Origin of the sequence: Chishuiella changwenlii (assembly GCF_900142565.1) — a bacterium.
In the GTDB taxonomy this organism is placed as follows: domain Bacteria; phylum Bacteroidota; class Bacteroidia; order Flavobacteriales; family Weeksellaceae; genus Empedobacter; species Empedobacter changwenlii.
Genome location: NZ_FRBH01000006.1, coordinates 169,084 through 195,707 on the forward strand (window position 1 = coordinate 169,084; position 26,624 = coordinate 195,707).

26 protein-coding genes and 1 tRNA gene are annotated in these 26,624 nt (G+C 28.7%); 13 read left to right on the top strand and 14 right to left on the bottom strand.

What is annotated here, in order from left to right:
- Positions 1–44: 44 nt before the first annotated feature.
- The 9 genes from BUA86_RS08575 to BUA86_RS08615 all read right to left on the bottom strand — a co-directional run bounded on the left by BUA86_RS08575 (position 45) and on the right by BUA86_RS08615 (position 9,278).
- A complete protein-coding gene (locus BUA86_RS08575) occupies positions 45–407 on the bottom strand; it encodes a four helix bundle protein (protein ID WP_072931745.1) in 363 nt (120 codons plus the stop codon).
- Between the two features lie 28 nt (positions 408–435).
- The gene (locus BUA86_RS08580; protein WP_072931746.1) at positions 436–1,557 is read right to left on the bottom strand and encodes a sensor protein KdpD; all 1,122 of its coding nucleotides are present in this window, start codon (positions 1,555–1,557) and stop codon (positions 436–438) included.
- Positions 1,558–1,630: 73 nt separating this feature from the next.
- On the bottom strand, positions 1,631–2,713 hold the full coding sequence (locus BUA86_RS08585) for a porin (protein ID WP_072931748.1): 1,083 nt from the start codon (positions 2,711–2,713) through the stop codon (positions 1,631–1,633).
- Between the two features lie 9 nt (positions 2,714–2,722).
- Positions 2,723–3,283, bottom strand: coding sequence for a K(+)-transporting ATPase subunit C (locus BUA86_RS08590; RefSeq protein ID WP_072931750.1), 561 nt, complete (start codon positions 3,281–3,283; stop codon positions 2,723–2,725).
- A 20-nt stretch (positions 3,284–3,303) separates the two neighbouring features.
- On the bottom strand, positions 3,304–5,313 hold the full coding sequence (kdpB, locus tag BUA86_RS08595; protein WP_072931752.1) for a potassium-transporting ATPase subunit KdpB: 2,010 nt from the start codon (positions 5,311–5,313) through the stop codon (positions 3,304–3,306).
- 126 nt (positions 5,314–5,439) lie between these two features.
- The gene (gene kdpA, locus BUA86_RS08600) at positions 5,440–7,137 is read right to left on the bottom strand and encodes a potassium-transporting ATPase subunit KdpA (protein ID WP_072931754.1); all 1,698 of its coding nucleotides are present in this window, start codon (positions 7,135–7,137) and stop codon (positions 5,440–5,442) included.
- An 11-nt stretch (positions 7,138–7,148) separates the two neighbouring features.
- Positions 7,149–7,226: a K(+)-transporting ATPase subunit F gene (gene kdpF / locus BUA86_RS16400; RefSeq protein WP_072932048.1), complete on the bottom strand. Its 78-nt coding sequence runs from the start codon at positions 7,224–7,226 to the stop codon at positions 7,149–7,151.
- Entirely contained in the window at positions 7,223–7,606 is a 384-nt protein-coding gene (locus BUA86_RS08610; RefSeq protein ID WP_072931756.1) for a DUF7674 family protein, read from the bottom strand. Before BUA86_RS08610 ends, kdpF begins: the two co-directional genes overlap by 4 nt.
- Positions 7,607–7,943: 337 nt before the next feature.
- Positions 7,944–9,278 carry a sigma-54-dependent transcriptional regulator gene (locus BUA86_RS08615; RefSeq protein WP_072931758.1) on the bottom strand — a complete coding sequence of 445 codons (1,335 nt, stop codon included), beginning with the start codon at positions 9,276–9,278 and terminating at the stop codon, positions 7,944–7,946.
- A 172-nt stretch (positions 9,279–9,450) separates the two neighbouring features.
- Between BUA86_RS08615 and BUA86_RS08620 the strand changes: the two genes are divergently transcribed.
- Positions 9,451–10,359, top strand: coding sequence for a hypothetical protein (locus BUA86_RS08620; protein WP_072931760.1), 909 nt, complete (start codon positions 9,451–9,453; stop codon positions 10,357–10,359).
- 2 nt (positions 10,360–10,361) lie between these two features.
- Here the strand turns inward: BUA86_RS08620 and BUA86_RS08625 are convergent, their stop codons facing one another.
- Complete coding sequence (locus tag BUA86_RS08625) at positions 10,362–11,030, bottom strand: uracil-DNA glycosylase (protein ID WP_072931762.1); 669 nt, start codon at positions 11,028–11,030, stop codon at positions 10,362–10,364.
- Between the two features lie 44 nt (positions 11,031–11,074).
- On the opposite strand from BUA86_RS08625, the gene BUA86_RS08630 reads away from it, so the two are divergent.
- Positions 11,075–13,222 (top strand): endonuclease MutS2, encoded by a 2,148-nt coding sequence (locus tag BUA86_RS08630; RefSeq protein ID WP_072932050.1) that lies wholly within the window; start codon positions 11,075–11,077, stop codon positions 13,220–13,222.
- Positions 13,203–13,559: a hypothetical protein gene (locus BUA86_RS08635; RefSeq protein WP_072931764.1), complete on the top strand. Its 357-nt coding sequence runs from the start codon at positions 13,203–13,205 to the stop codon at positions 13,557–13,559. The genes BUA86_RS08630 and BUA86_RS08635 overlap by 20 nt, the downstream gene beginning before the upstream one ends.
- 76 nt (positions 13,560–13,635) lie before the next feature.
- Here the strand turns inward: BUA86_RS08635 and BUA86_RS08640 are convergent, their stop codons facing one another.
- Entirely contained in the window at positions 13,636–14,091 is a 456-nt protein-coding gene (locus BUA86_RS08640; protein WP_072931766.1) for a hypothetical protein, read from the bottom strand.
- Between the two features lie 94 nt (positions 14,092–14,185).
- On the opposite strand from BUA86_RS08640, the gene BUA86_RS08645 reads away from it, so the two are divergent.
- On the top strand, positions 14,186–14,815 hold the full coding sequence (locus tag BUA86_RS08645; protein WP_072931768.1) for a 2OG-Fe(II) oxygenase: 630 nt from the start codon (positions 14,186–14,188) through the stop codon (positions 14,813–14,815).
- A gap of 99 nt (positions 14,816–14,914) precedes the next feature.
- Here the strand turns inward: BUA86_RS08645 and BUA86_RS08650 are convergent, their stop codons facing one another.
- Together BUA86_RS08650 and rbfA are read right to left on the bottom strand one after the other, a co-directional pair.
- Complete coding sequence (locus BUA86_RS08650; RefSeq protein ID WP_072931770.1) at positions 14,915–16,099, bottom strand: ABC transporter permease; 1,185 nt, start codon at positions 16,097–16,099, stop codon at positions 14,915–14,917.
- Positions 16,099–16,458, bottom strand: a complete 360-nt coding sequence (rbfA, locus tag BUA86_RS08655; protein ID WP_072932053.1) for a 30S ribosome-binding factor RbfA — start codon at positions 16,456–16,458, stop codon at positions 16,099–16,101. The genes BUA86_RS08650 and rbfA overlap by 1 nt, the downstream gene beginning before the upstream one ends.
- Before the next feature lie 93 nt (positions 16,459–16,551).
- Here rbfA and BUA86_RS08660 point away from each other — a divergent pair, with 93 nt between their 5' ends.
- The 7 genes from BUA86_RS08660 (at position 16,552) to BUA86_RS08690 (ending at position 24,085) form a co-directional block, all read left to right on the top strand.
- On the top strand, positions 16,552–16,950 hold the full coding sequence (locus BUA86_RS08660) for a group III truncated hemoglobin (RefSeq protein WP_072931772.1): 399 nt from the start codon (positions 16,552–16,554) through the stop codon (positions 16,948–16,950).
- A 30-nt stretch (positions 16,951–16,980) separates the two neighbouring features.
- Positions 16,981–19,992 carry an AAA family ATPase gene (locus tag BUA86_RS08665; RefSeq protein ID WP_072931774.1) on the top strand — a complete coding sequence of 1,004 codons (3,012 nt, stop codon included), beginning with the start codon at positions 16,981–16,983 and terminating at the stop codon, positions 19,990–19,992.
- A 351-nt stretch (positions 19,993–20,343) separates the two neighbouring features.
- Positions 20,344–20,931 (top strand): nicotinamide riboside transporter PnuC, encoded by a 588-nt coding sequence (gene pnuC, locus BUA86_RS08670; RefSeq protein WP_072931776.1) that lies wholly within the window; start codon positions 20,344–20,346, stop codon positions 20,929–20,931.
- Positions 20,924–21,934: an acyl-CoA dehydrogenase family protein gene (locus BUA86_RS08675; protein WP_072931778.1), complete on the top strand. Its 1,011-nt coding sequence runs from the start codon at positions 20,924–20,926 to the stop codon at positions 21,932–21,934. Before pnuC ends, BUA86_RS08675 begins: the two co-directional genes overlap by 8 nt.
- Positions 21,935–21,969: 35 nt before the next feature.
- Positions 21,970–22,041 (top strand) — tRNA-Arg (locus tag BUA86_RS08680).
- A gap of 72 nt (positions 22,042–22,113) precedes the next feature.
- On the top strand, positions 22,114–23,436 hold the full coding sequence (locus tag BUA86_RS08685; RefSeq protein WP_072931780.1) for an AbiH family protein: 1,323 nt from the start codon (positions 22,114–22,116) through the stop codon (positions 23,434–23,436).
- A complete protein-coding gene (locus BUA86_RS08690) occupies positions 23,420–24,085 on the top strand; it encodes a hypothetical protein (RefSeq protein WP_072931782.1) in 666 nt (221 codons plus the stop codon). Before BUA86_RS08685 ends, BUA86_RS08690 begins: the two co-directional genes overlap by 17 nt.
- A gap of 93 nt (positions 24,086–24,178) precedes the next feature.
- Here the strand turns inward: BUA86_RS08690 and BUA86_RS08695 are convergent, their stop codons facing one another.
- The gene (locus BUA86_RS08695; protein ID WP_072931785.1) at positions 24,179–25,234 is read right to left on the bottom strand and encodes a serine hydrolase domain-containing protein; all 1,056 of its coding nucleotides are present in this window, start codon (positions 25,232–25,234) and stop codon (positions 24,179–24,181) included.
- A 162-nt stretch (positions 25,235–25,396) separates the two neighbouring features.
- On the opposite strand from BUA86_RS08695, the gene BUA86_RS08700 reads away from it, so the two are divergent.
- The gene (locus tag BUA86_RS08700; RefSeq protein ID WP_072931787.1) at positions 25,397–25,963 is read left to right on the top strand and encodes a Crp/Fnr family transcriptional regulator; all 567 of its coding nucleotides are present in this window, start codon (positions 25,397–25,399) and stop codon (positions 25,961–25,963) included.
- A 67-nt stretch (positions 25,964–26,030) separates the two neighbouring features.
- Entirely contained in the window at positions 26,031–26,609 is a 579-nt protein-coding gene (locus BUA86_RS08705; RefSeq protein WP_072931790.1) for an NAD(P)H-dependent oxidoreductase, read from the top strand.
- The last annotated feature ends 15 nt before the right edge of the window (positions 26,610–26,624 follow it).

A 26,624-nucleotide genomic window follows, 5' to 3' on the forward strand; every position in this document is an offset into this window, starting at 1 on the left:
ATAAAAAATTGAAAAATTGAAAAATTGAAAATGTAAATTTGAAATTATTTTTTGATAGATGCTTTTGTTGATTTTATAATTGCGACTAAAAGTTTAATTAATTCTTCTACATTCAAAATGAGAGATTCTGCTTCATTATCAGTAATAAAATCTGTGTCTTTTAATAATCTTATCCAATATCTTGTTTCGTTCGCTTCTTTATTTGCTATCGATAGTTTATGAATAAAATCCATTTTACTTTCTCCTTGCAAAGCTTCTTCAACCATTCCTCCAATGGAAGTTCCACTTCTTAAGACTTGTTTTGATAGAATAAATTCTTGTTTCTCGTCTTTCAAAAATTTATAAAAATTTACAATTCGAATTGCAAAGAGATAAGATTTGTCTTTTAAAATATTATCATTTTTCATCTTTTAATTTTCAATTTTACTTTTCCCTTTAGCTTAATATAACAAGATCGATATTTTCTTTTGATAATTTATTAAGTAACGCGTTAAAAGTATCAGTTGCTAATATAATTTTAGTTAATGTAATATGTGGCTTTCCAATGCAAACTGTTGTTATTTTTCGGTCTTCGCATTCCTTTATTATAGCTTTAGTTGTATTTTTTGCTTTTACCTTAATAATTTCTGCTCCTAATTCTGTTGCTAATTTAAAATTATTGATGAGGTAACGTTGTTTATCTAGAGCAATTTTATCTGGATTTTCTTTTGGAATTTGAACATACATTACATACCATTTACTGTTGTAATAATTAGCCAAGCGAGCAGTTTTTCTGATAATATTTTTCGCTGTTTTTTCATTAGAACTAATACAAGCTAAGAATCGTTCTTTTTTTATATTCCTATCTAAAATAACTTCTGTTTCTACTTTTCGTTGTACTTGTGAAGCAACTTCTTTTAAAGCCAATTCACGAAGTTGTAGAATATGCTCATTCTTAAAAAAATTATTTAAGGCAGCTTCAATTTTAGATTGTTCGTATATTTTTCCATCTTTTAATCTGTCTATTAATTCTTCTGAAGTTAAATCTATATTCACCACTTCATCTGCTTCTGCAACTATACTATCAGGAATTCTTTCTTGTACACTAATACTTGTTATTTGTTTAATGTCTTCATGTAAACTTTCTATATGCTGAATATTTACTGCGCTAATTACATTTATTCCTGCATCTAAAATATCTTTTACATCTTGCCAACGTTTTTCGTTTTTGCTTCCTTCTATGTTGGTATGTGCTAATTCATCTACAATAACAACTTCTGGTCGAAGATTAATAATTGCTTGTAAATCCAATTCCTCTAGCTCTTTTCCTTTGTAAAATAATGTTCTTCTCGGAATAATTGGTAAACCATTTAAAAGGGCTTGTGTTTCTGCACGCGCATGTGTTTCTATGTAACCAATTTTTACATCGATACCATTGCGTAATAGGGTATGAGCTTCTTGCAGCATACGAAAAGTTTTTCCTACACCAGCGCTCATTCCAATGTAAAGTTTAAATTTTCCTTTTCTAGATTTTTGAATTAAATCTAAAAAATGTTCAGCACTTTTTCTTTCGTCCATAGTTTGTCTGCTTTTATGAAATTACAAATTCTCCTTAACAAAATGATTAAGGAGAATAAGAGTAAATGGATATTTAAAAACGAATGGCTAAGGATGTAATTGCCATAGCATTATTTTTTTTCATTGAATCGTCACGGTTTAGAAATATTTCATCTTTGCTATTTAATGTTTTTACTTCTGTACGCCAAACTAAGTTTGGTAGTAATTGATAATCTACATTAAGAGAAGCACCAAATGTTTGGAATCCACTTGGTGTATCTGTCGAAATAATAACACCATTTTTGTCATTGTAATATTCTCCTCTTGCAGCAATACTTAATTTCTCTGTTGGAGAGTATTTAGCTATAATTACTGGAGAATACCAGCTATTATAAGCATTGCTTCCTTTTACTTTTTGTTGAGCACCAATATCAAAACCTGCAATTAAAGCAAATTGATTAGTAATTTGAAATTGTCCATACAGATTATGAAAATAACGCATTCTTTTCTCATCGTCAGGAAAATCGTTCCCAATAAAAGAACTACTGTTTAATGTTATTTTTTCGTTTGGACGGTAAGTTAATTGGTGTCCAAAAGCAGGAGTAGAGTTGCCTTCTACACGCTGTATTCTTTGCCAACTATTCAACACTAATACAGCCATGCTCCATTTTCCATTTTTGGTCGTGTAAGATAACTTTGCTCCAGTTTCAAAATAGGGAGAATTATCTGCTAACATACTTCTTGTTAATGTGAAACAATCTGCACTAATGGCGCTTTCGAAACCAATATGAGATGGTAAAATACCCGCGTCTAACCATAAATCATGATTTTTAGAAAGTTTTACACCAATATTTGCTTCGTAGATATTTTTTAAAACACCTTCTTCTGCAGCATAATTAGCATTCATATAAGAACCAACACCAAGAGCCAAATTAGCTCTTAGGTTTTCTGTTTGGTAATTTGCTTTTATAAAACCTAAATTAAGCGAAACCTCATTATTTCTATTGTGACTGTAAATAAATCCTGCTCGTTTATTAGTTGTTGGATTATTAAAATCTTGCTGATAATAGACTTCTGCGTATCCGCTAATAGTTAAAGGTTTTTTGATAGAATCTTGAGCGAGTAAGCATTCTGATGTACTTAACAGAATTGCTGATAGAACAATTATTTTATTCATTTTTAATAATTATTTTAAATTATCTAAGGCTAGATTTAGTTTTAAGACATTTATTTTCTCAGTACCGAATAGTCCCAATAGAGGTTTTTCTGTATTTTGAATGATGATAGCGTTTAATTTATCTTGTTGGATATTTCTCACTTTTGCAATTCTATCGATCTGGATTTTTGCTCCTTGCACAGAAATATGAGGATCTAATCCACTTCCACTTGCAGTTACCATTTCCGAAGGAATATCAGCTTTAGCAACAGTCGGATTATGTTTTATAAAATTGTCTATTCTATTTTCTACATCTTTTAGATAATCGGGATTAGAAGGACCTTTATTACTTCCTCCAGCTCCAGCAGCATTGTAATCTACTGCAGAAGGACGAGTCCAAAAATATTGATCTTGTGTAAAAGCTTGCCCTACATTTGGATAATATGTTTTTCCATTTTGTGTAACTGTTTCGCTTTTTCCTTTTCCAGGAGCAAATTGAGCAATGCTCCATATAATTGCAGAGTAAACTCCTACAAAGAAAATTAAACAGACAATTGTTAAGCGAAGTGCTGGAATTATATTTTTAATCATTTTAGTTTATTTTTTATTAATTACATGAATAATGATACAATGAGATCAATAATTTTTATCCCAATAAAAGGGACAATTATACCTCCAATACCATATATAAATAAGTTTCCACGTAATAATGCACTTGCACCAATCGGTTTGTAAGCCACGCCTTTAAGTGCTAATGGAATTAATACTGGAATAATAAATGCATTAAATATTACAGCAGATAAAATGGCACTTTCTGGACTATGCAAATTCATAATATTTAATCCTTGTAATGCTGGAATAGTTGCAATGAATAGAGCAGGGATAATGGCAAAATATTTAGCAACATCATTCGCAATACTAAAGGTTGTTAGTGTTCCGCGTGTCATTAATAATTGTTTTCCAATTTCTACGACTTCAATAAGTTTTGTAGGATCATTATCCAAATCCACCATATTTCCTGCTTCTTTAGCAGCTTGTGTTCCGCTGTTCATTGCTACACCAACATCTGCTTGGGCTAAAGCTGGCGCATCATTTGTTCCGTCTCCCATCATGGCTACTAAACGACCTTCTGCTTGTTCTTTTTTGATATAATTCATTTTATCTTCTGGTTTTGCTTCAGCAATAAAATCATCTACACCAGCTTTGTTGGCAATAAACTTTGCTGTGAGTGGATTATCTCCTGTTACCATTACGGTTTTAATACCCATTTTTCGTAGACGCTCAAAACGTTCTTGAATGCCAGGTTTTATAACATCTTGTAATTCGATAACACCCAAAGCTTCTTCGTTTTCAGACACAACTAACGGCGTTCCTCCGTTTTCAGATATTAATTTTACACGTTCTATTATTTCATTCGGAAATGTATTTCCAGCTTGTGTTACAATATTTTTAATAGCGTCTGTTGCACCTTTACGAATACGAGTATTCTCGAAATTAATACCTGAGCTTCTCGTTTCAGCAGTAAACTTTATAAATTCTGGTTGTTGAACATTAAATGTTGCTGGTGAAATATTAGCCAATTCTATAATTGATTTTCCTTCTGGCGTTTCATCAGCCATAGAACTTAAAACAGCAGCTCTGATTAATTTTTTTTCATTTACTCCGTATGCAGGATAAAAATGAGTTGCTTTTCTATTTCCAATAGTTATTGTTCCTGTTTTATCTAATAGTAAAACATCTATATCGCCAGCCGTTTCTACAGCTTTTCCACTTTTTGTAATAACGTTTGCTCTAAGCGCTCTGTCCATTCCAGCAATTCCAATTGCAGATAGTAAACCACCAATAGTTGTAGGAATAAGGCAAACAAACAATGATATAAATGCAGCGATTGTTATATTCACATTTGAATAATCTGCGAATGGTTTTAATGTTACACAAACAATGATAAACACTAATGTAAAACCAGCTAAAAGAATTGTTAAGGCAATTTCATTAGGTGTTTTTTGACGTGAAGCTCCTTCTACAAGCGCAATCATTTTATCTAAAAAACTTTCTCCTGGTTGCGTTGTTACTTCAACCACAATTTTATCAGAAAGCACTTTTGTTCCACCAGTTACGGAACTTTTATCTCCACCAGCTTCTCTAATTACGGGAGCAGATTCTCCTGTGATAGCACTTTCATCTATTGTTGCTAAACCTTCTATAATTTCTCCATCAGTAGGAATAATATCGCCAGCTTCACAGACAAAAATGTCTCCTTTCTGTAGTTTTGCAGATGAAATTATTTCTCCATTTTTTAATTTTGCAGGAGTTTCTTCTCTTGTTTTTCTAAGACTATCAGCTTGTGCTTTTCCTCTAGCTTCTGCAATGGCTTCTGCAAAATTTGCAAATAATAAGGTTAATAAAAGGATGATAAAAACAGTAAAGTTATAACCAAAACTTCCTTGGTCTTTTGCGCCAATTAATGTCCATAAGCTTACAATAAGCATTACAAATGTTCCGATTTCTACAGTAAACATTACTGGATTACGAAACATACTTTTGGGATTAAGTTTCAGAAAAGATTGTTTCAAGGCTTCTTGAACCATTTCTTTTTGAAATAGGGATTTATTATTGTTCATTTTTATGAAAATATTTTATTTGTAAAATGTAAAAAAGTGAAGAGTGAGAATTGAAAAATGAAATTTTTAATTCAATTTTGAATATCTAATATCTAATATCTAATATCTCAAATCTAACAACTCTGTCTACATACTAAAGTATTCTGCAATAGGACCAAGTGTTAATGCAGGAAAGAAAGATAATGCCGCAACAATTACGATAATTGCAAATATCATAAAGCCAAAGGTTGCTGTATCTGTTTTTAGAGTTCCTGCACTTTCTGGAATATATCTTTTCTGAGCAAGACTTCCAGCTATTGCAATAGGACCTATAATTGGTAAATATCTCGCAAGTAACATGACAATTCCACAGGCGATATTCCAGAATGGATTATTATCACTTAAACCTTCGAAACCACTTCCGTTATTCGCACTTGAAGAAGTAAATTCATATAACATTTCACTAAAACCATGAAATCCAGGATTGTTAAGCCAACTGCCGTATTCTTCTGGATTATTGGTAATCATATAACTTGAAAGAGCCGTTCCAACTAGAATTAAAAATGGATGAAGTAAAGCTATAATCATGGCTATTTTCATTTCTCTAGCTTCTATCTTTTTACCTAAAAATTCTGGCGTTCTACCTACCATCAATCCACTAATAAAGACGGCTAGTATAATAAAAATGTAAAAATTTAAAAAACCAACACCAACACCACCATAAAGACAATTCACCATCATTCCTAATAATTGATTCATACCACTTAAAGGCATAAAACTATCGTGCATAGAATTAACACTTCCCGTTGAAATTACAGTTGTTGCAATACTCCAATAAGCAGAAGCTGCCGAACCAAATCTAATTTCTTTACCTTCCATATTACCCATTGTTTGAGAAATTCCCATTTCAGAGATGGCTGGGTTTCCTTTAATTTCCGAGATAATTGTAGGAATGGAAAGAAGTAGAAATCCTACAGTCATAACACCAAAAATTGTCCACGCTAACTTTTTGCGTTTAATCATATATCCCATCGCAAAAACTATTGCTATAGGAATAATCATTTGCGTTACCATTTCTATGATATTTGTAAAGTAATTTGGGTTTTCGAGCGGATGAGCCGAATTGGGACCAAAGAAACCACCTCCATTTGTTCCTAAATGTTTTATAGCCACAAAAGTTGCAACTGGACCTTGACTAATTTGTTGCTCAGCGCCTTCTAATGTTGTGGTCGTTATTTTACCTTCAAACGTCATAGGACTTCCATTAAAAACCATTAATGTTGCAACGATTATCGCAATAGGAAATAATATTCTTGTACAACTTCTTACAAAGAAGAAATAAAAATTACCCAATTTTTCGGTAGATTTTTCTTTCATTGCAGTAAATACAATTGCAGCAGCAGTTATTCCACATCCAGCACTTATAAATTGAAAAAGCATTAAAATAAGTTGCCCTAAATAAGACATTCCCGTTTCTCCAGAATAATGCTGTAAATTGGTATTACATATAAAACTTATGGTTGTATTAAAAGCTAATTCAGCATTCATAGATGGATTTTGATCTGGATTTAAGGACAGCCAAGACATATTCATCAAAACAAACATACCCAGTAAAAACCATACAAAATTTATTGTAAGAAGAGCTATAAGATGCTGTTTCCAATTCATCTCTTTCTTAAAATTAATGCCACTTAGTTTGTAAAAAAGTTGATCTAATGGATTAAATATTTTATCTAACCAAGTCACTTCATTATTTAAAACTTTTCCGATGTATCGTCCTAATGGTAATGCGAATGCGATCACTAAAACATACATGAATATAATTCCTAAAATTTCTGTATTCATTTTTTATTTTTTTAAAACTTTTCTGGTTTAATCAGTACGTAGCAGATGTAGATAAATACAATAACTGCTACAATAAAAAGTACTATCATGATATTGATTTTTGTATCGAATAATTTTTGTTTTGTAACAAGTAAACTTGTTTAAGGTTTGCTGGAATCGTGTTATATAAGTCAGCCCATTGTTGAGGATTACATCTTCTTTTCATTCCTACAAAAGATTGAACAAAAAGATTTTCGATAATGTATTTTACATATTCATTTCCTCTTTTATACAACCAACCAATTAGTTTTATTTTAGTTCCTATTTTCTGAATTTGACCAGAAGTAAGTAAAACATTGATGTGATTAATTATTGCTTGAAACATTCCGACGAAATTTTGATGAGATGATAAATCTTGTAGTTCATCATTTATTTCATTGTAATGACTTGTTAAATAACTTGCAACGATGTCTTTGTTTATATTGTTCATATTTAGATATTTTCAAAAAAATCAATTGATTTGATAAAGACGCCAAAGAAGACAATGCCTGTAAGCATTAGAATAATTGTTACCATATTTTTAAAATTTTAATTAAACTGTTTTGTGACATTTCATTTATTATTTTGAGGAGTAATGCCAAATTTTAGTCCAGTCAATTAAAATTTTTCATAAGGTATTGATATGTAGTTTTTTATTGTATTTGTACCATTTTTAGAGCAAATAAAAAGCCTATCATTTTGATAAGGTTTTATCAAAATGATAGGCTTAATCTTTTTTTAGAAGGAAGTTTTTAAATTATATATTTTTAAACAGATTCAAGCGATGTTTACTCAATCTTATATTGTTCCAACTTTCTATAAAGTGTTGCAATTCCAATTTCTAAAAGGCGTGCAGCTTCCGCTTTATTTCCAGCAGTATGATTTAGAATTTTCTGAATATGTAATTTTTCTGCGCTCGCCATTGAGAAGGCAGATAATTGATCATAATAAGACTTTTTATATTGTAAATCTTCTGGAAGAGTATCTAAATTTAATTCGTCATTATCAGCTAAAATAACACTTCTTTCAATTACATTTTTTAATTCACGTATATTACCTTTCCACGTGTTGTTTTCTAATGCTTTTAGATAATCGTCCGTTAATACCAAAGGTTTTCTATTTGCTTTTATAGCAAAAATATCAGCATAATGTTGTGCAATTTCTGGTATGTCTTTTTTACGATCTCGTAGAGAAGGAAGATGAATATCAAAAACAGATAATCTGTAAAATAAATCACTTCTGAAATGATCTTTTTCTATTTCATCTGCTAAATTTCTATTTGTAGCTGCAATAATTCTAACATTAACTTTTATAAGCTGCGTATCTCCCACACGAAGAAATTCACCCGTTTCTAAAACACGTAGAATTTTTGCTTGTAAATCGATGGGCATTTCGCCAATTTCATCTAAAAAGATAGTACCGTTATGAGCTTCTTCAAACAGACCATTCTGATCTTTTATGGCACCTGTAAAAGCACCTGCTTTATGCCCAAACAATTCATTTTCTAATAACTCTTTGCTAAAAGCAGAACAATTTATTGCTACAAAATTATGATTAGTACGATTGCTCGCATAATGTATTGCTTGTGCAAAAACTTCTTTTCCAGTACCTGTTTCTCCTGTAAGTAGGACGTTTGCATCAGTTTTAGCAACTTTTTTAGCTAACTCTATTGCTTTAATAATTGGTTGAGATTTTCCAATAATCTTATCAAACGAGTATTTTTTTTCTAATTGCTTTTCAAGATGGATAACTTTTTTGTTCAATTTTACTTTTTCGAAAGCTTTATACAACAAAGGAATTATTTTGTTGTTATCATCTCCTTTGGTAATATAATCAAAAGCACCATTTTTTATTGCTTGTACACCATCTGGAATATTACCAAAAGCGGTTAGTAAAATAACTTCTACAGATGAATGTTTTTCTTTAATCAGTTTTGCTGTTTCTATACCATTTCCATCAGGTAATTTTACATCACAAATTAAGACATCAATATCATCTAATTCTAATCTCTTTAAGCCAGATTTTAGATTAGGAGCCTGAAAAACTTCAAATCCTTCAAAACTGATAATTTTAGCCAGAAGATTTCTTAATTTCTCTTCATCATCTATAATTAATACTTTCATTTTTTCATCACAATGTAGTTTTCAAAATTACTAATAAATAGCTTTATAAGCGATATTCTTAAATAAATGTTTAATAATATCAATAAATGTTAAATTATTTTGTCCGATTAACAATAATACTTATAATATTTATAAATTTGTTTTACCATACTAAATAAACCGAAATAAAGCTATGTACATTTATACATTTAAGAATTTGATGCAATTCTCTGGATTGAATCATCAAATGATTACTCTTTGGAATAAAAAATATAAAATTTTTAGGGAAGAAAAAATTGATAGAGATTCAGTTTTTAACAAATTTGACCTTAAAAAACTTATTTATGTTTCTTTTTTAGCCGATTCAAATAAAAAATTTACAGTTGAAAGATTGTGTGCAATGAATGTTTCAGAATTACAAGTTTTAGCAGAATTTGAAGTTCAGAACTATTTACAAAAAAGCAATGATTATCAGCCAATTATTCGTTTAATGATTAGTTCTTGTTTTTCTTATGATGAAAAATCATTTGATTCTATTTTGAGTATTTGTTTCAAGAAACTTGGCATTGAAGATTGTTGTTTAGATTTAATATTTCCATTTATTCATGAAATAGTAGAAATATTAAAAACCCATTCAATGGAAGAATCGGTTAAATCATTTACTCGAAATTTAGTTCGAAATCATTTACATTATTACATTATCGTTTCATCTCATACAATAAAAACCAACGATAAAAGAAGATGGTTGTGCTTTTTACCAGAAGGGGAAAAGAACGATATAGATCTACTTTTTGCCCATTTATATTTTAAAATAAATGGAGAAAGTGGTTTGTTATTAGGTGAAAACCAAGAACTATCGACAGTTGTACAATGTCTAGAAAGTGTTAAAATAACACACGTCTTCATTTACATTGACGACGATTACGACTTAAACGTTTTAGCAACTTATTTAGAAGAAATAAAGAACGTTGCACCAGATGTTACAATTTTTGTCGCTTCGTATGCCAATATAAAAGAAACATTAAAAACAAGTGTTCCTTATGTAAATGTTAATTCTCCAAGAGAATTTAATGAGTATTTAGAAAAAATAAGAAGTTTATAAAACTATAAATTCCAATTGATTTGATTTAAATTTTTACTTTTTAGAAAATCATTTGTTTTAGAAAAAGGTTTACTTCCAAAAAAACCTCTGTGTGCAGCAAATGGAGAAGGATGAGCAGATTCGATAACAAAATGCTTGTTACGATTTATTCTTTCTCCCTTTTTCTGTGCGTAAGCTCCCCATAAAATAAAAACTAAGTTTTCTTTTTTATCGGAAAGCGATTGGATAACCGCATCTGTAAACTCTTCCCAACCTTTCTTTTGGTGAGAACCAGCATTAGATGCTTCTACAGTTAAGGTTGCATTTAACATCAATACACCTTGTTTTGCCCAAGGTTCCAAATTTCCTGATGCTGGAATTTGAATGCCCAAATCATCGTATAATTCTTTGTAAATATTTCTTAAACTTGGAGGCGATTTTACACCATCTGCTACAGAAAAAGATAATCCATTTGCTTGTCCAGCTCCATGATAAGGATCTTGCCCAATCAAAACAACTTTTACATCATCAAAAGAAGTATGGTTAAAAGCAGAGAATATTTTAGATGCTGGCGGATAAATTGTTTTTGTTTGATATTCGTTGCGAACGAAATCTGTCAAATTAACAAAATAATCTTTTGCAAATTCATCATTCAAAATCTCTTTCCAAGAATCATCTATTTTTACATTCATTTTACAATTTTTTGGACTATAAAATTATGCGTAAATTTGTATCAATGCAAATATCAGAACAAACTTTAAAAGATTTAGAATTTAATGCGGTTCAGAAAGAAATCGCAGAATTTGCTTATACAGAAAAAGTTGAAGAGTTTATTTTTAACTTAAAACCGTACGAAAATCATCAGAATTTAGTTGAGGATTTACAAATAACAAACGAATATTTAACATCATTTGAAACAGGAAATCGCGTTCCTTTTTCAGAATATTATATTTTAGATGAAAATCTGAGTCGATTAGAAATCGAAAATTATTATTTACCTGCCGAAGAATTTTTTAAGATTAAAGCAAATACATTGCAAATAAAAGAAATCTTGAAATATTTAACGGCTTTCCAAGAATATGCTCCAGTATTATTTAGTAAAGCTTCTACGATTCTTTATGAGAAGAATATTGTAAAATTAATAGATCAGGTTTTTAATAAATTTGGAGATATTAAAGATGATGCTAGTCCAGAGCTAAAAATCGTTCGTGACAGATTACGCCATTTAAATGGAAGAATTACCGAATTATTTAATAAATCGATGACGTATCATGCAGATTATTTAGATGATATTAGAGAATCTGTTATTGGAAATAGACGTGTTTTAGCCGTAAAATCTGCTTTAAGAAAACGTGTAAAAGGACAATTTTTAGGAACTTCTAAAACTGGTTCTATTACATTTATTGAGCCAGAAAGTGTTCAGAATCCTCGTAGAGAATGGGAAGAATTAAAAGAAGAAGAAAAGCATTTGGTTATTCAGATTTTATTAGATTTAACAGCTAAAATAGCTGAATACAAACCTAATTTGGAAGAATATCAAGCCTTTTTAGAATACATAGATTTTACACAAGCAAAAGCAAATTATGCTTATTCTATTAATGCTATTTTACCTAAAATTTCCGAAAGTAGGATTATAAAATTAGTTGATGCGTATCATCCTGTTTTGTTTCTTAATAACAAGAGAAAGCAACAAAAAACTATTCCACAAAGTTTAGAAATTAATGAAGAATGTAGAATTATCATTATTTCTGGACCAAATGCTGGAGGTAAATCAATTACTTTAAAAACAATTGGTTTATTGCAAATTATGATTCAGAGTGGAATTTTAGTTCCAGTAAAAGAAGGAAGTCAGTTTGGATTTTTTAATCAGATTTTTACAGATATAGGGGATAATCAATCCATCGAAAATCATTTATCAACATATAGTTATCGTTTAAAACAAATGTCTTATTTCTTAAAAAATGCAGACGAGAAAACATTACTATTGGTAGATGAATTTGGTACAGGATCAGATCCTGAATTAGGAGGAGCTTTAGCTGAGGTCTTTTTTGAAGAATTTTACGAAAGAAATTCGTTCGGAATTTTTACAACACATTATACCAATATAAAATTAAGTGCCGAGCAATTATCAGAAGCAATAAATGCTTGTATGTTGTTCGATAAAAAAACGCTAGAACCTTTGTATCGATTAGAACTAGGGCAGGCGGGAAGTTCATTTACTTTTGAGGTTGCGGAGAAAAATAAAATTCCATTTCGTTTAATTAATCGAGCGAAGAAGAAAGTGGAAAGTGGAAAAGTTAGTTTAGATAAAACAATTTTGAAGCTGCAACAAGAAAAATTCGAAATTCAGAAAACGAAAGATCACGTAGAAGAATTACGCGAAACTAATATAGAGAATAACGAAAAGTTAGAACAAACAAACGAAAAGATTCAACAGAAACTTTACGATTTCCAACAATTGTATGATCGTGAACAGAAACGATTAAAACTTGGAGAACGAATTTCTGATATGGCAGACTCTTATTTAAAATCAAAAAATAAGAAACAAATGATTTCTAATTTCTTGAAATTGATAGAAATGGAAAATGCTAAAAAAACGAAAGAGGTTCAACAGCTTAAGAAGATAGAGAAAATTGTAGAGAAAGAAGTTCAAAGAGAATTAAAACAAAATTCTGATACAATTTCTAAGCAAAAAGAAGTTATTGAAACAAAAGAAAAAGCTGCAACACAAAAGAAAATTGATGCTTTAAAAGTTGGTGATCGTGTAAAAATTCATGGTTCTACATCTGTTGGTACAATAGATAAAATAAAGAAAGAAGTTGTTTTCGTAAATTATGGCTTATTCACTACGCAAATTAATGTAAATGAAGTTTATAAAATATAGTTTTATTGGTTTATTATTTCTGTTTTACTCTTGTGAATTCTTGAATAATAGCGATGATGATAGTATAGGTAAAATAACTTATTCATGTTCTAGTTATACAAAAATTAATAGTTGGAACAAGTCATTAAGAAATTGTTCATATATCATTAGTTATTCTAAAACAATACCTCTTAGTAAAACAGGCTATTTTTATTTAACAATGAGAAACAATTCAGGAACTTATAATGTAAAGACATCTGAGTTAACATTGGAAGAAGGAAATCATTCTATTCCAATAGAAATTAATAACTGTAAATTTCAAGATGAAGTTACAGCTGTTTGTTTTATGACCAGATAATTTTTAGTTTGCTTAACGCTTAAAAAATCTTAATTTCGAGTTTTATAATCTAAAACTCGAAATTAGGATTATATTTTTATATCAAATTAAATTGCTTAAAATGATGTGTGAAGTGTTTTTTATGAAATGTTTTCCAATCATTATAACCAACTTCATCTAAAACTGGATTTACAGGTTTAGCATCTGGATTTTCGTCAAAATAAACATGGAATTTTTCTATCTCAGCTTCTAATTTATCAATTGCTTTTTCTAAAGACTCATAACGTAAATCTAATAAACCATCCATTCCATTTGCTTTTCTTCCTCTTGGCATCTCTTGGTCAGTTTCTAAAAGCACTTGTCTGTATTGTGGAACTTGTTCTTTTGGAACAGCACAAGCAATAGATAATCCTCCATTAGATATTTTAACTGTTACAATTAAATGTTCTACCATGTGTTGAGGCGTCATAATTCCCCACTCTGGTTGTTGTTCTACTTTCAACGTTTTTAAAAGCGTTATAAGGTTAGATTTATCTTCAAAGTTTAAAAACATAATTTTTTATTTCGAAGATAATTATTTTTTTATCAATCTATGATTATCATTTTATCAATAAAAACTACTTTTACTGAAGTTTTCATATAAATGAATGAGTGATATTACAGTAAACCCAATTTATGAAAAGATTATTGATGATTTGTTGAATCAAAAGTATTCTATTTCCGATTTCTTCTTTTCTAATGAAGAAACAAAACAACTTCGCGAATCTATTATTCAACAAGATACTAAACAAGATTTTCATCAAGCAGCCATTGGTAATTCTCAGAATGAGCAAATTGTAAAATCTATTCGTGGCGATAAAATTTTATGGATAGATGAAAGTAAAATGACAGAAACAGAAGAAATTTTCTTTTCTAAGATTAATCATTTTATCGATTATCTAAACAGAACATGTTACATGGGAATAGAAGAAAGTGAGTTTCATTATGCGATATATCCCGAAGGAACATTTTATCAACGTCATGTAGATGCTTTTAAAAACGATGATAGAAGAACACTTTCTATGGTTTTTTATTTAAACGATGAAGACTGGAAAGATGATTTTGGAGGACAATTAACTTTATTTCTTCCTGATGAAAATAATAAAGAAAAAGAACTAGATATTTTACCACTTGCAGGACGACTAGCTATTTTTGATAGTAAAACGATTCCACATGAAGTAAAAAAGGTAAATAAACCAAGATATAGTATTACAGGTTGGTTGAAAACTAGAAAATAGATTTAAGCAGTTTCTTAATTCTTATAAAATAAAAAATGGAAAACGATATATTTCACTTTATATCATTTTCCATTTTTGAAATTTTATAATCTCGTTCTTTTATTTCACTTGTCTTGATATAAGCCACGAAACAAAACTTCCTAATCCTAAAACAGTAACAATTACAGCCGTAAAGTTTTGTACAGAAAACAAAAATGGAAATGGAACAGTTTCAGACGCCATAACCAATCCAAAATTAACTTGTAGTAAACCAATTACACAAGCAATTAAAAGTCCTGTAAACATTGCTAAAAGCGTAATTATAAGTCCAGTGTAGAAAAATATATTACGAATGTTTTTTCTAGATAATCCAAAACTATACATGGTTTGGATTTCTTTCTTTTTATCTAAGATTAAAATAATAATTGTTCCAGCTAAATTGAAACATGCAATAATAATAACCAATGTGAAAATTAAATAACTAATTAAATTTTCCATGTTCATTACCTTTAAAAAAGCAGAATCTAAATCTTGTCTTGTCTGAATGATGTAATTAGAACCAAGAGATTGCTGTAAAGTACTTTTTATATCATTAAGAGATTTATTACCTATTGTTTTTAGTTCTATTGCATAACATTTATTCTCTTTTAAATCTAGTAACTCTTGTGCGAGACCTAGTGTTGTAAAGATATGTTTGTCATACTGTTCATTCAATATAAAAACACCAACACTGTAAGCTTCTTTCTTTGTAAAAGCTTCACTTTCTTGTTTTATTAATCCAGTTCCAGCTTTTGGCATCATTAAATCTGCTGGTGTAACGGGATCAATATACAATTGTAAGCGTTCTGCAATTCCATTAGAAACAATAAAATTATCATCTCTACTAAAATCTAAATAGTCACCGCCATAAACAACTGTATCTAAACGAGTAACTTTCGTAAAGTTTTCATCAATTCCTTTTAGATAAGCAATGTCTTGCTTGCCTTTATAATCAATGTAAACTTTTTCTTCAATTACCTTAGAAAAAGCTTTTATATCTTGCTGTTTTTCTAGTGTTTTAATAACAAAAGTTAAACTATCTAATGTTTTTCCTTTTGCTGGAGATATTTTTAATTCAGGATTTACATTGCTAAAATATTTCAGATTCATTTTTTCTAAACCCGAAAAAACTGACAGAATGATAAACAAAGCTGCAGTTGCTACTAAAATTGCGCATACAGCAATACCTGCAATAATATTTACTGCATTGGTATTTGTTTTCGAAAAAATGTAGCGTTTCGCAATGTAAAGTGAAATGTTCTTCATTACAAGATTGGATTATTTCCTTCTCCTTTTAAAGCTTTGTCAATTTTATCTATTTCATCTAAAGAATTATCCAAAATAAAAATTAATTCTGGTGTAATACGCATTTCTTTTGATGCTCCGTTTGATAAGATTCCTCTAAAAAACGGAATATTTTCTTTAATTGCTTTAAAGATTTCTTCTTTTTTATTGTTTGGAAATATACTTACATAAATTTTAGAAACACCTAAATCTGGCGTTACTTTTACTTCTGTAACACTTATTAAATTTCCAGGAAACTCTTGTACAGCCCATTTTCTGAATGCTTCTGCTAAATCTTCTTGAAATAATTTACTTACTTTTTGTTGTCTATTACTATCCAATTTTCTTCTATTTATTAAGGATGTAAAATTACTGTATTTTTTTGTGATTAAAAACATTCATGTTTTGATTTAGTTCTTCCTAAATTTGTTTATATGAAAAACGATATCGAAACTTCAGAAGATGTAGCATTATTAGTGAATACTTTTTATGATAAAGTACAAAATGATGATGTAATTGGTTACTTTTTTTCAGATGTTGCAAAAGTAAATTGGAGCGAACATTTACCTCACATGATTCAGTTTTGGGAAACTGTTTTATTAGGAAAAGCAACTTTTGAAGGTTGGCCGATGCGCACACATTTAGTTTTAAATAAAAAAGAGAAATTATTACCACACCATTTCGATCGTTGGATAGAATTATGGTACGGTATTGTAGATAGTTTATTTGAAGGAGATATTGCAACAGAAGCTAAAAATAGAGCAAGAATAATGAAAGATCTTATTTTATTTAAAATAGATCAAATGGATCAGAATCAAAATATCATTCAATAAAAAACTTTATCACCGTAACTTAAAATAATCATGCTTCCAATTCAATTAACAATAGAAGGTTTATATTCTTATCAAGAAAGACAAACAATAGATTTTACTTCGTTAACAGAAGTTGGTCTTTTTGGAATTTTCGGGAACGTAGGTTCTGGAAAATCTTCTATTTTAGAAGCAATTACTTTTGCGCTTTACGGAAATTCTGATCGTTTAGGGAAATCAGATTTTGCTTATAATATGATGAATCTAAAATCCAATAAGTTATTTATTGAATTTGAATTCCTAAATCATGAAAATAAGCACTATAAAATTACGAGAGAATATAAACGAAACAGTAAGAACTTTGAAAAAATAACAAACTCTGGTGTTGTTTTATATGAATTGATAGACAATAATTGGATGCCACAAGAAAGTTCTGATGTTGAACCTATTTTAGGTTTAAGTTCAGAGAACTTTCGTCGAACAATTATTATTCCTCAAGGAAAATTTCAGGATTTTATACAGCTAAAACCAACAGAGCGTACACACATGATGAAAGATATTTTTAATCTTCATCGTTACGATTTACAAGATAAAGTTGCAGCATTAAATAGTAAAAACACGACGAATCTTAATCTGTTACAAGGAAAATTATCTGGTTTTGAAGAGGTTTCGGAAGAAATTATCAAAACTCATCAAGATAAATTAAGTTCAGAAAACGAAATTGCGGTAAAACTTCAACAAGAGGTTAATCAAATTAATGAGAATTTTCAACGTTTAAAAAGGCTCAAAGATGATTTTGAACGTTTAAAACAAAAGAAAGTAGAATTTGAGAAACTTAATCATCAGAAAGAGATTGTACAACAAAAGAAAGTTCAATTAGATTTATATGAGCGTATTTATCATCAATTTCATCAAAAACTTTTTGATTTAAAGAAAGTAAAAAAAGAGTTAGAAATAAATTCTACAGAAAAAGAACAACAACAAAAAGAATTGGTTGCATTAACCAATCAATTAGAAAATATATCGACTAAAATTTCTACCATAAAACCTTACTTTGATGAACTAACAACTAAACAAAAAGAAGAAAATGATTTAGAATTAATTATTCAAATATTTGATTATCAAAAAAATATTAATGATAATAAAGTTCGAACTCAAAATGGTTTAGAAAGAGTAGAAGAAGTAAAGGCGGAAGTAAAAGCAATAGATGATCAAATAAAATTAGTCGAAAATGAAATAAAATATTTAGCCAAAAATCGTATTAATTCTTCTAATTTAATAGATGCAGGAAATTGGTTTTCTCAACAAAAAAATATACAAGAAACTGCTACTCAACAGCAACAAAAGATAGAAAATTTAGAGCAGAAAATTATTCAACTTCTTTCAACTTTTAAAGTGGAAGGAGAGCATATAAGTGAAGAAGATTATTTGGTTAATTTAAATGATTTAGAGAAGAATAAAACTGTATTAGAACAACAAAAAACACACATTCAAGTTCAGGAACAATTAGCGCATTATGCTCATAATTTGCACGATGGCGAAGCTTGTCCTCTTTGTGGAGCATTAGAACATCCATCAAAAATAGAATTAGAAAATATTTCTGATAAAGCACTTTTAATAGAAAATGAATTAAAAGTATTGAATGATAAAATCAATCTTTTAAAAAATATTTTTTCGGAGAAAAAGTTTATTGATGATCAATTAAAAGTAGAAAAAGAGAGTGCAATACATTACAAAAACTTACTTGAAGAGCATTTTAAGAAGTTTATTTGGAAGGAATTTGATGCACATAATTTTGATGATTTCGAAACAAAACGTAACAATACTATCTCACTTGAAAAATCACTTGAAGAAAAAAATAGCTCTATCCAAAAAAGTAGAGAGAATTTAGAAACAGCAAGACAAAAAGTTGAAAGATTCTCAAAAGAATTAGAAAGGATTCGAGTAGAGGAAATTCAGAAAGAAACTCAAATTCAACAAAATAAAAACAATTTAAAAGTTCTTGATTTTAATGATTTTACAACTAAAAACGTTGAAGAAATTCAACAAGAGTTAATTGTTTTAAAACAAAAAAATAGTTCGACTGAGAAAGAGTATAATGCTTTAAATGAAGAATTAAACAAAATAAATCCGTTGTTATCTGTTCAGAAAAAATCAATTGAGATCAACGAAAAGAATAAAATAGATTTAGAAGCGCAAGAGAAAAGTTTAAAAGAGAATATTCATCTTCTTTTAAACGAACAACAAATACAATCTATAGAAAAAGTTGAAGAAATATTAGCTTTAAAATTGAATATCTCTGAAATTAGAAAAGAGGTAGAACAATTTACAATTCAATTTGAAACATTAAAAAATGTGATTATTGAATTAGAATCAAAAACAGAAAATACTTCTTTTGATGAAGACGCTTTTCAACTCGAACAACAAAAATTAATTGAAGCAGAACAGAAATATAAATCTGCAAACGAATTAGTGATTCAGTTAAAATCTGAAATCGATCGATTAACAAAATCCTTTGAAGAGAAAAAAGAATTGCTAATCAACTTACAAGAGATACAGCAGCGAGCAGATAATTTAAAAATCATGCAAAACTTATTTTACAAAGCAGGTTTTGTACAGTATGTTTCTTCTATTTATCTTAAACAATTGTGTGAGAATGCAAATGTTCGTTTTCATAGAATGACTAGAAATCAATTGAGTTTACAAATTAATGAAAACAACGATTTTGAAATTATTGATTACTTAAACGAAGGTAAAAGTAGAAGTGTAAAAACACTTTCTGGCGGACAATCTTTTCAAGTATCATTAAGTTTAGCTTTGGCGTTGGCAGAAAGTGTGCAAGCTGATGCAAAATCAGAAAAAAGCTTTTTCTTTATAGATGAAGGATTTGGGACTCAGGATTTAGATGCTGTAAATATTGTTTTTGAAACCTTATTAAGCTTACAAAAAGAAAATAGAATTGTTGGGATTATATCGCACGTAGAAGAATTAAAAGAAAGAATTCCGATGGCTTTATCTGTTACAAAAGATGAAGAAAAGGGAAGTATTATAGAAGTGTCTTCTTAATTTTTAGATGTTAGATGTTAGATGTTAGATGTTAGATGTGAAATTTTTTCAAGTTGATGCTATTGAAGCGTCATAATCTTATAATTTTTTCATTTTCTGAATTTTAAACTAATTTCGAAGAACAACTATCCAATTTCTACTTTATACCCTACATTATCCTTGTAAAAATTTTACTTAAAAGTAGGATTATTCATTAAAACTTTCCATCTTTGACAAACAATGGGGTGCTGATATTTTTGGCTGAGAATATACCCAAGAACATTTTGTTCTATACCTGATCCAGGTAATGCTGGCGGAGGGATTGATGTTAGTAATAACTTCTATCTCCTCATCAAAAAATATAAAATTAGTATGATGAAGGATTTTCTTAACATGTTGTCTTGGCAAGAGTGCCTAGGCTTTATTTTTTCTGTATGTCAAGTTGTTTTAGCTCGATACAATAATCCAAAAAATTATTTATTTGGAATAGCAGGAATTATTCTATCACTTTTTGTGATGTACAATGCGAAACTTTATGCTGAATTTACACTAAGTATTTACTACTTAGTAATGAGCATTTATGGTTGGTTATATTGGAAGTTTGGAAAACAAAAAGATGAAATTGAAATTTCTGAAACAAATAGCAAAGAATGGAAAATTGTTGCAGCTATTGTTGTCGTTAGTTTCTTTATTTTTTACTTCGCATTAACTCATTTTACAGATTCTGATGTTCCTATTTGGGATTCTCTTGTAAGTGCTTTTGCATGGGCAGGAATGTGGTTAATGGCAAAACGAAAATTAGAAAATTGGATACTATTAAACATTAGCAATATAATCTCTATTCCTTTAATGGTACATAAAGGGTTGTATTTGTATGCTATTTTATCATTCATACTATTTAGTGTTGCAATTTCGGGTTATATGAATTGGAGAACTATTTTAAAAGAGAAAAATGCTTGATATATCAACTATTCGAAAACAATTATTAAATGTTGACCGATTTGATGATGAAATTCTTGCCATTATAGAAAGTGAAAATTGGTTAAATATATGGGTTCCTAAAAACTACAATGGTTTAGGATTAAGTTTCTCTGAAGGCTTAGCAAGATTGCAACATGTAGCAAAAATAGATGGAAGCTTAGGGTGGTTAGTTACTTTGTGTAGTGGAGCAAATTATTTCTCTCGTAATCTTAAACCAACAATTGCAAAAGAATTATTTTCTTCTCAAAAAACTTGTTTTGGAGGGAGTGGAATGTTAGGAGGAACTGCTGAAAAACAAGGAGATTATTATTTGATACATGGTTTATGGTATTACGCAACAGGTGCGCCCTATTTAACACATTTTACATTGAATGCGAAAATTATTGAAAATGAGGTAGAGCTATTAGATGAAAATGGAGAACCTCAATTTTTATCTTTTGTGTTAGATGAGTCTCAAGTAGAAATGATTTCAACATGGCAGTCAATGGGAATGGTAGCAACCTCTTCTCATAGTTTCCAAGTAAATAAGCAACTTGTCCATGAGGATTATAGTTTTGTTTATAATCACTTTTATTCGAATGATTTAGTAGAACAAGTCCCATTTAGAATTTTTGCAGATTTAACTTTATTAGTTAATTATATAGGAATGGCAGAACACTTCTTAGAGAAAAGTTTAAAACATTTTACCTTTGCTTTACAAGATGAACTGCATCAATATTTAATAGCTAGTACATTAAAAGTTACTGCTTGTGCAAAGAAAATAGAGAAGTTATTAATTAGTAAAATTTCTATTTCTGAAGCATTAGAAAAAGAAATTCATCAATTCGGAGAAGATGTTGTTCAGCAATTAACACAATATATTATAGTTTTATATCCTCAAATGGGAATACAAGCTTCTAAAATAAATAATGAAATCAATCAAATTTTTAGAGATTTTTTCACCGCAACGCAACATCGAAACTTTAGAAAAGAGATGGTTTAAAAGTAGTGTAAATTCCTAATTTTACATTCTTATTTGGCTGCGTAATTTAATGGATAGAATATCAGATTCCGGTTCTGACAGTATGAGTTCGAGTCTCATCGTGGTTACTATAATGAGGATTTTAACAAATCCTCTTTTTTTATTACATTTGAAAAAATGCAAATCCTCTTAATAGGAAAATGAATAGAATTATACTTATTGGTAATGGCTTTGACAAAGGTGTAGGTCTACCAACTTTATATAGTGATTTTACGGAGTGGTTGATAGAAGGTATTATTGAAAATATAAATAATAAAATCCCTTCAGATTATGATATTATATATAAAAATATTATATATAAGGTTAATATAAGAGATCATACAAAAGATTATTGTGATGATTTTATTTTTTGTAATTGTATAGATTTTCAAAATATTAATAGAGACTTATTCTTTCGTAAGACTAAAGAAGCTTCTTCATACTTTACTAATAATGGTTTTAAAGAAGAAATAATAAGAAATACTGATCAGTTTAAACATTTTCATAATAGTCTAATACAATTTAATAATATATTTTTCAGTTTACTAATTAAAAAATATCATGCTAATGATAATTGGGGAAATATTGAACAAATATTTTATGATGAATTAATTAAAACTTCTGATGATAAAATAGAGGAGTTAAATAAAGATTTTTTAGTACTTATAAATAAATTAGAAGAATACCTTAAAACAATAGATATTGAAACAATAATAAATTCAAAATCTAAAAATTACATGAACTACATCAAAGGAAATATATATTCAGATGATTTAAGATCAAGTCAATTTTGTCCTACTTCAATAAAAGAAAAATTAGTTGATTTTAGACAAACTCTTTTACAGAAAGATTATAGTATCAGAAGGGAATTACAAGAGAAAATTGAATTTAAAGGATCTTTTATGAGTAAAAAATTTATTGATCATATTATAACTAAGGATATAGATTTAAAATTACTTTCTGATGAATTCAATATTGATAATTACCTTTTTTTAAACTTTAATTATACTGATACTCCCAATTATTTTATTAATGAAGATAAGAATAATGTTTATTTAAATATTCACGGAGATTTGACAGGAAATCTAAATAGTCCTATCATCTTTGGCTTTGGTGACGAATTAGATGAAAACTATAAAATTTTAGAAGATAAGAATAATAATAGCTTTCTAAAACATATAAAATCTATTAATTACCTTCAAAATAATAGTTATAGAAAATTGATTGAATTTCTAGAATCAGAACATTTTCAAGTATTTATTTTTGGTCATTCATGCGGAACTTCTGATAGAACATTATTGAATACAATATTTGAACATGATAATTGTATAAGTATAGTACCTTTCATTAGAACTGATAGAGATAATTATCAAGATACAGTAATGAATATTTATCGAAATTTTACGGATAAACGTAAATTAAGAAAACGTGTTGTAAATAGGGATTTATGTAAAAACTTAACTTTAAATGAAAAAGAAATTTAAAAAAGAATTAAATAAATATTCTTTATGGATTTTAATTGGGACAATTCTTCCTATCATTATCTATCTTTTCGTATTTGGAGCAAATGGTTTGTCTCTTAAAAATACCAATTGGTCTGATTTTGGAAGTTTTATCGGAGGATATGGAACTCTTATTTTTGGAGCAGGTAATTTATATTTACTTATAAAAGTGAGCTATCAACTTAATTCAATTGATGAAGAGAGAAATAATCAAAATAAAATTGACTCAGTTAAACCATTAGGTATATTAAGCCATGAAATCGACTATAAAAACTTAAGTTACAAAGTCAACATTAACAATCTTGGTTTAGGTCCTCTAATTGTACAAAATTATACATTAAAATATAATGAAACTATTTATAAAACTTTTAATGATTTTTATAATGAAAATACATTTTATTTAAATTCAATAAATCTACCTATTAAGAATAATAAATTTTTTGTAGGAGCTAACAATCATTTTACTGTATTTGAAATAACATTTAATAAAGTCGATTTGGAAGAAATGAAAATTTTAAATATCAGAAGAAATGAAAATTTTAATGATTTATTAAGTAAAATGAAGTTAGTTGAATTTAACTTTGAGTGTGAAGATTTATTTAAAAACAAGATTGAGTTACATATTAAGTAAAACTTTAATTTTCACACTTACTTATTAACTCTATTAATTTTGAATAAATATTTCAAAGAGTTTGTTAGAGAACTCATCGTGGTTACTAATAAACTAATTAATTTCAGGAAGTTTAAATTCTTTGTTATAAAGTAAATAAACTATGTTTTTTATAAAATCGTCTTTGTTAATTCTTTCACCGTTTGTATCATAAGCTATTGATATATCTGCCTCTCTATTATAAAAAAGAATAGCGTGAGAACCTAATGTATCACCTCCATGTCCATAAAATAGAATACCATCAAAATCCCAAAGAGCAATTCCTCTTCCCCAATCTTCTTTTCCTAATATAGGAACCATTTGTTGCAAAGATTCTTTTTTGATGATCTTATTATGGAATAAATTATTGATGAAAATATTTAAATCATAAGGAGTTGCGGAAACATCACCAACACCAATTACATTAGGAAAGTCGATGTCTTTTTCTAAGATATTCCAAGCATTATTATCATAACGATAAGGAAGGAATACATTTTTTTGGTTAGTTGTAAAAGAAGTTAAATTTTTAAGATGCAGAGGTTTTATAATCTCTTTATTAATTATCTTGTTAAACGGTTTTTTATATTTTTCTTCAAGAATTTTTGTTAGTAAGTAATAAGCTGAATTAGAATATGCGACTTTTTCGCCAGGCTCAAAACTTTTTCCTTGTGCTACAATAAGATCCATAATCTGTTTGTCTGTCACCTTTTCTGTCACCCAAACTTCTCCATCTTTTACAACATAGCTCCCTAATCCACTTGTATGTTCTAATAAATTTTTGATACTGATTTTATCAGAATTCGGAATTTCCGGATAAAATTGAGAAAGCTTATCGTTTAAGTTTAATTTGTTTTCTTCAATCAGTTTAAAAATTAAAGTCGCTGTCATCATTTTGGTAACAGAACCAACCTGATAACGAGTATCCTTATTGTAAACTAAATGAGGGATATTTTTTTGCCCGAAATTTCGAGCATAAACTTCCTTACCATTTTTAAAAATAGATAGGCTACCAACTCCTAAATTATTACTTTCTATGTAGTTGAAGTAATTGTCTAACTTTTCAGAATTAATGGTTTGTGAAAATACACAATTAGAAAGTGTAAGAAGTAGAAACGCTATTTTAATTTTCATGGTTAGATTTTAGTGTTGATGCTATACAACAATTTGACTATCAAATATATTAAAACTGTTTCAATTATTAACTATATGCTGATAACGATATTTTTTAATAATAAAGAGATGTAAACGTTTATCTTTGTTTTATAAAAATAATACTTCAAAATAAGCTAAAAAATGATAGGTGATTTTTTTAGACAGTTTAATCTATTTTCTGAAGAAGAAGTAGATCAACTAACTCGTCTTTTTGAAAGAAAGACCATAAATAAAAACGAATTATTTTTAAAGGAAGGAGAGAAGTGCAAAGAAATAGCATTTTTAGAATCGGGTATATTTCGTACCTATTATATTTCTGAGGATGGTAAAGATGTTACATATTGTTTTAGATTTCCGAATGATTTATTAGCCTCATATTCTTCTTTTATTTCTAATGAACCAAGTGTAGAAAATATACAAGCTATTTCCGATGCAAGTGTTTTAATTATCCGTAAAAAAGACTTGGAAGAATTTGGAAAGGATAATTTGAATTGGATAAAGTTTTTAAAAATAATAGCAGAACAAGAATACATTGGATTAGAAAAACGTTTTTTCGAATTACAACGAGATAATGCTTCTCAACGTTATGCGACATTAACAGAAAAACATCCAAATTACATACAAGACATTCCGTTGTATCACTTAGCATCCTATTTAGGAATTACACAAAGACATCTTAGTAGAATTAGAAATAACGTTTCTTTTTAGACATTTGTCCTTTTCCTAAAATGGCTGATAATTTAATTTTGATTCATCATAAAATTTAAAATTTGATATGAAGAAAATACTTATTATTAATGGTCATCCTAATAAAGAATCTTTTAATTACGCTTTAGTAGATGCGTATAAAAAAGGAGCACTAAATAGTGGTGCAGAAGTTGAAGAAATTGTAATTGCTCATCTTAGGTTTAATCCTAATTTAGAATTTGGTTATCAAAAACGAATGGAATTAGAACCAGATTTAGTAGATGCTTGGGAAAAAATACAATGGGCAGAACATTTGGTTTGGGTACATCCTGTTTGGTGGGGAGGACTTCCTGCAATAACAAAAGGTTTTATAGATCGTCTTTTTCTTCCAGGATTAGTTTTTAAACCGAGAGAAAATTCTGTTTGGTGGGATAAATTACTAAAGGGGAAAACTGCTCATATTATTACAACATTAGATCAACCAAGCTGGTATTACCGCCTATTTTTTGCAAGACCAAGTGTCAATCAATTAAAGAAAACTGTTTTAGAATATTGTGGAGTAAAACCTGTAAAAGTAACTTACGTAGGTATTATAAAAACAGCAGACGAAAAGAAACGAAAAAAATGGCTTCAACAAGTAGAAATTTTAGGGCATAAACAGAAGTAAGTTCAGATATAGATA

What these genes read in the sequence shown, in the direction of transcription:
- BUA86_RS08575 (WP_072931745.1), bottom strand. Translation starts at nt 407, where the DNA reads ATGAAAAATGATAATATTTTAAAAGACAAATCTTATCTCTTTGCAATT.
- BUA86_RS08580 (WP_072931746.1), bottom strand. Translation starts at nt 1,557, where the DNA reads ATGGACGAAAGAAAAAGTGCTGAACATTTTTTAGATTTAATTCAAAAA.
- BUA86_RS08585 (WP_072931748.1), bottom strand. Translation starts at nt 2,713, where the DNA reads ATGAATAAAATAATTGTTCTATCAGCAATTCTGTTAAGTACATCAGAA.
- BUA86_RS08590 (WP_072931750.1), bottom strand. Translation starts at nt 3,283, where the DNA reads ATGATTAAAAATATAATTCCAGCACTTCGCTTAACAATTGTCTGTTTA.
- kdpB (WP_072931752.1), bottom strand. Translation starts at nt 5,313, where the DNA reads ATGAACAATAATAAATCCCTATTTCAAAAAGAAATGGTTCAAGAAGCC.
- kdpA (WP_072931754.1), bottom strand. Translation starts at nt 7,137, where the DNA reads ATGAATACAGAAATTTTAGGAATTATATTCATGTATGTTTTAGTGATC.
- kdpF (WP_072932048.1), bottom strand. Translation starts at nt 7,226, where the DNA reads ATGATAGTACTTTTTATTGTAGCAGTTATTGTATTTATCTACATCTGC.
- BUA86_RS08610 (WP_072931756.1), bottom strand. Translation starts at nt 7,606, where the DNA reads ATGAACAATATAAACAAAGACATCGTTGCAAGTTATTTAACAAGTCAT.
- BUA86_RS08615 (WP_072931758.1), bottom strand. Translation starts at nt 9,278, where the DNA reads ATGAAAGTATTAATTATAGATGATGAAGAGAAATTAAGAAATCTTCTG.
- BUA86_RS08620 (WP_072931760.1), top strand. Translation starts at nt 9,451, where the DNA reads ATGTACATTTATACATTTAAGAATTTGATGCAATTCTCTGGATTGAAT.
- BUA86_RS08625 (WP_072931762.1), bottom strand. Translation starts at nt 11,030, where the DNA reads ATGAATGTAAAAATAGATGATTCTTGGAAAGAGATTTTGAATGATGAA.
- BUA86_RS08630 (WP_072932050.1), top strand. Translation starts at nt 11,075, where the DNA reads ATGCAAATATCAGAACAAACTTTAAAAGATTTAGAATTTAATGCGGTT.
- BUA86_RS08635 (WP_072931764.1), top strand. Translation starts at nt 13,203, where the DNA reads ATGAAGTTTATAAAATATAGTTTTATTGGTTTATTATTTCTGTTTTAC.
- BUA86_RS08640 (WP_072931766.1), bottom strand. Translation starts at nt 14,091, where the DNA reads ATGTTTTTAAACTTTGAAGATAAATCTAACCTTATAACGCTTTTAAAA.
- BUA86_RS08645 (WP_072931768.1), top strand. Translation starts at nt 14,186, where the DNA reads ATGAGTGATATTACAGTAAACCCAATTTATGAAAAGATTATTGATGAT.
- BUA86_RS08650 (WP_072931770.1), bottom strand. Translation starts at nt 16,099, where the DNA reads ATGAAGAACATTTCACTTTACATTGCGAAACGCTACATTTTTTCGAAA.
- BUA86_RS08660 (WP_072931772.1), top strand. Translation starts at nt 16,552, where the DNA reads ATGAAAAACGATATCGAAACTTCAGAAGATGTAGCATTATTAGTGAAT.
- BUA86_RS08665 (WP_072931774.1), top strand. Translation starts at nt 16,981, where the DNA reads ATGCTTCCAATTCAATTAACAATAGAAGGTTTATATTCTTATCAAGAA.
- pnuC (WP_072931776.1), top strand. Translation starts at nt 20,344, where the DNA reads ATGATGAAGGATTTTCTTAACATGTTGTCTTGGCAAGAGTGCCTAGGC.
- BUA86_RS08675 (WP_072931778.1), top strand. Translation starts at nt 20,924, where the DNA reads ATGCTTGATATATCAACTATTCGAAAACAATTATTAAATGTTGACCGA.
- BUA86_RS08685 (WP_072931780.1), top strand. Translation starts at nt 22,114, where the DNA reads ATGAATAGAATTATACTTATTGGTAATGGCTTTGACAAAGGTGTAGGT.
- BUA86_RS08690 (WP_072931782.1), top strand. Translation starts at nt 23,420, where the DNA reads ATGAAAAAGAAATTTAAAAAAGAATTAAATAAATATTCTTTATGGATT.
- BUA86_RS08695 (WP_072931785.1), bottom strand. Translation starts at nt 25,234, where the DNA reads ATGAAAATTAAAATAGCGTTTCTACTTCTTACACTTTCTAATTGTGTA.
- BUA86_RS08700 (WP_072931787.1), top strand. Translation starts at nt 25,397, where the DNA reads ATGATAGGTGATTTTTTTAGACAGTTTAATCTATTTTCTGAAGAAGAA.
- BUA86_RS08705 (WP_072931790.1), top strand. Translation starts at nt 26,031, where the DNA reads ATGAAGAAAATACTTATTATTAATGGTCATCCTAATAAAGAATCTTTT.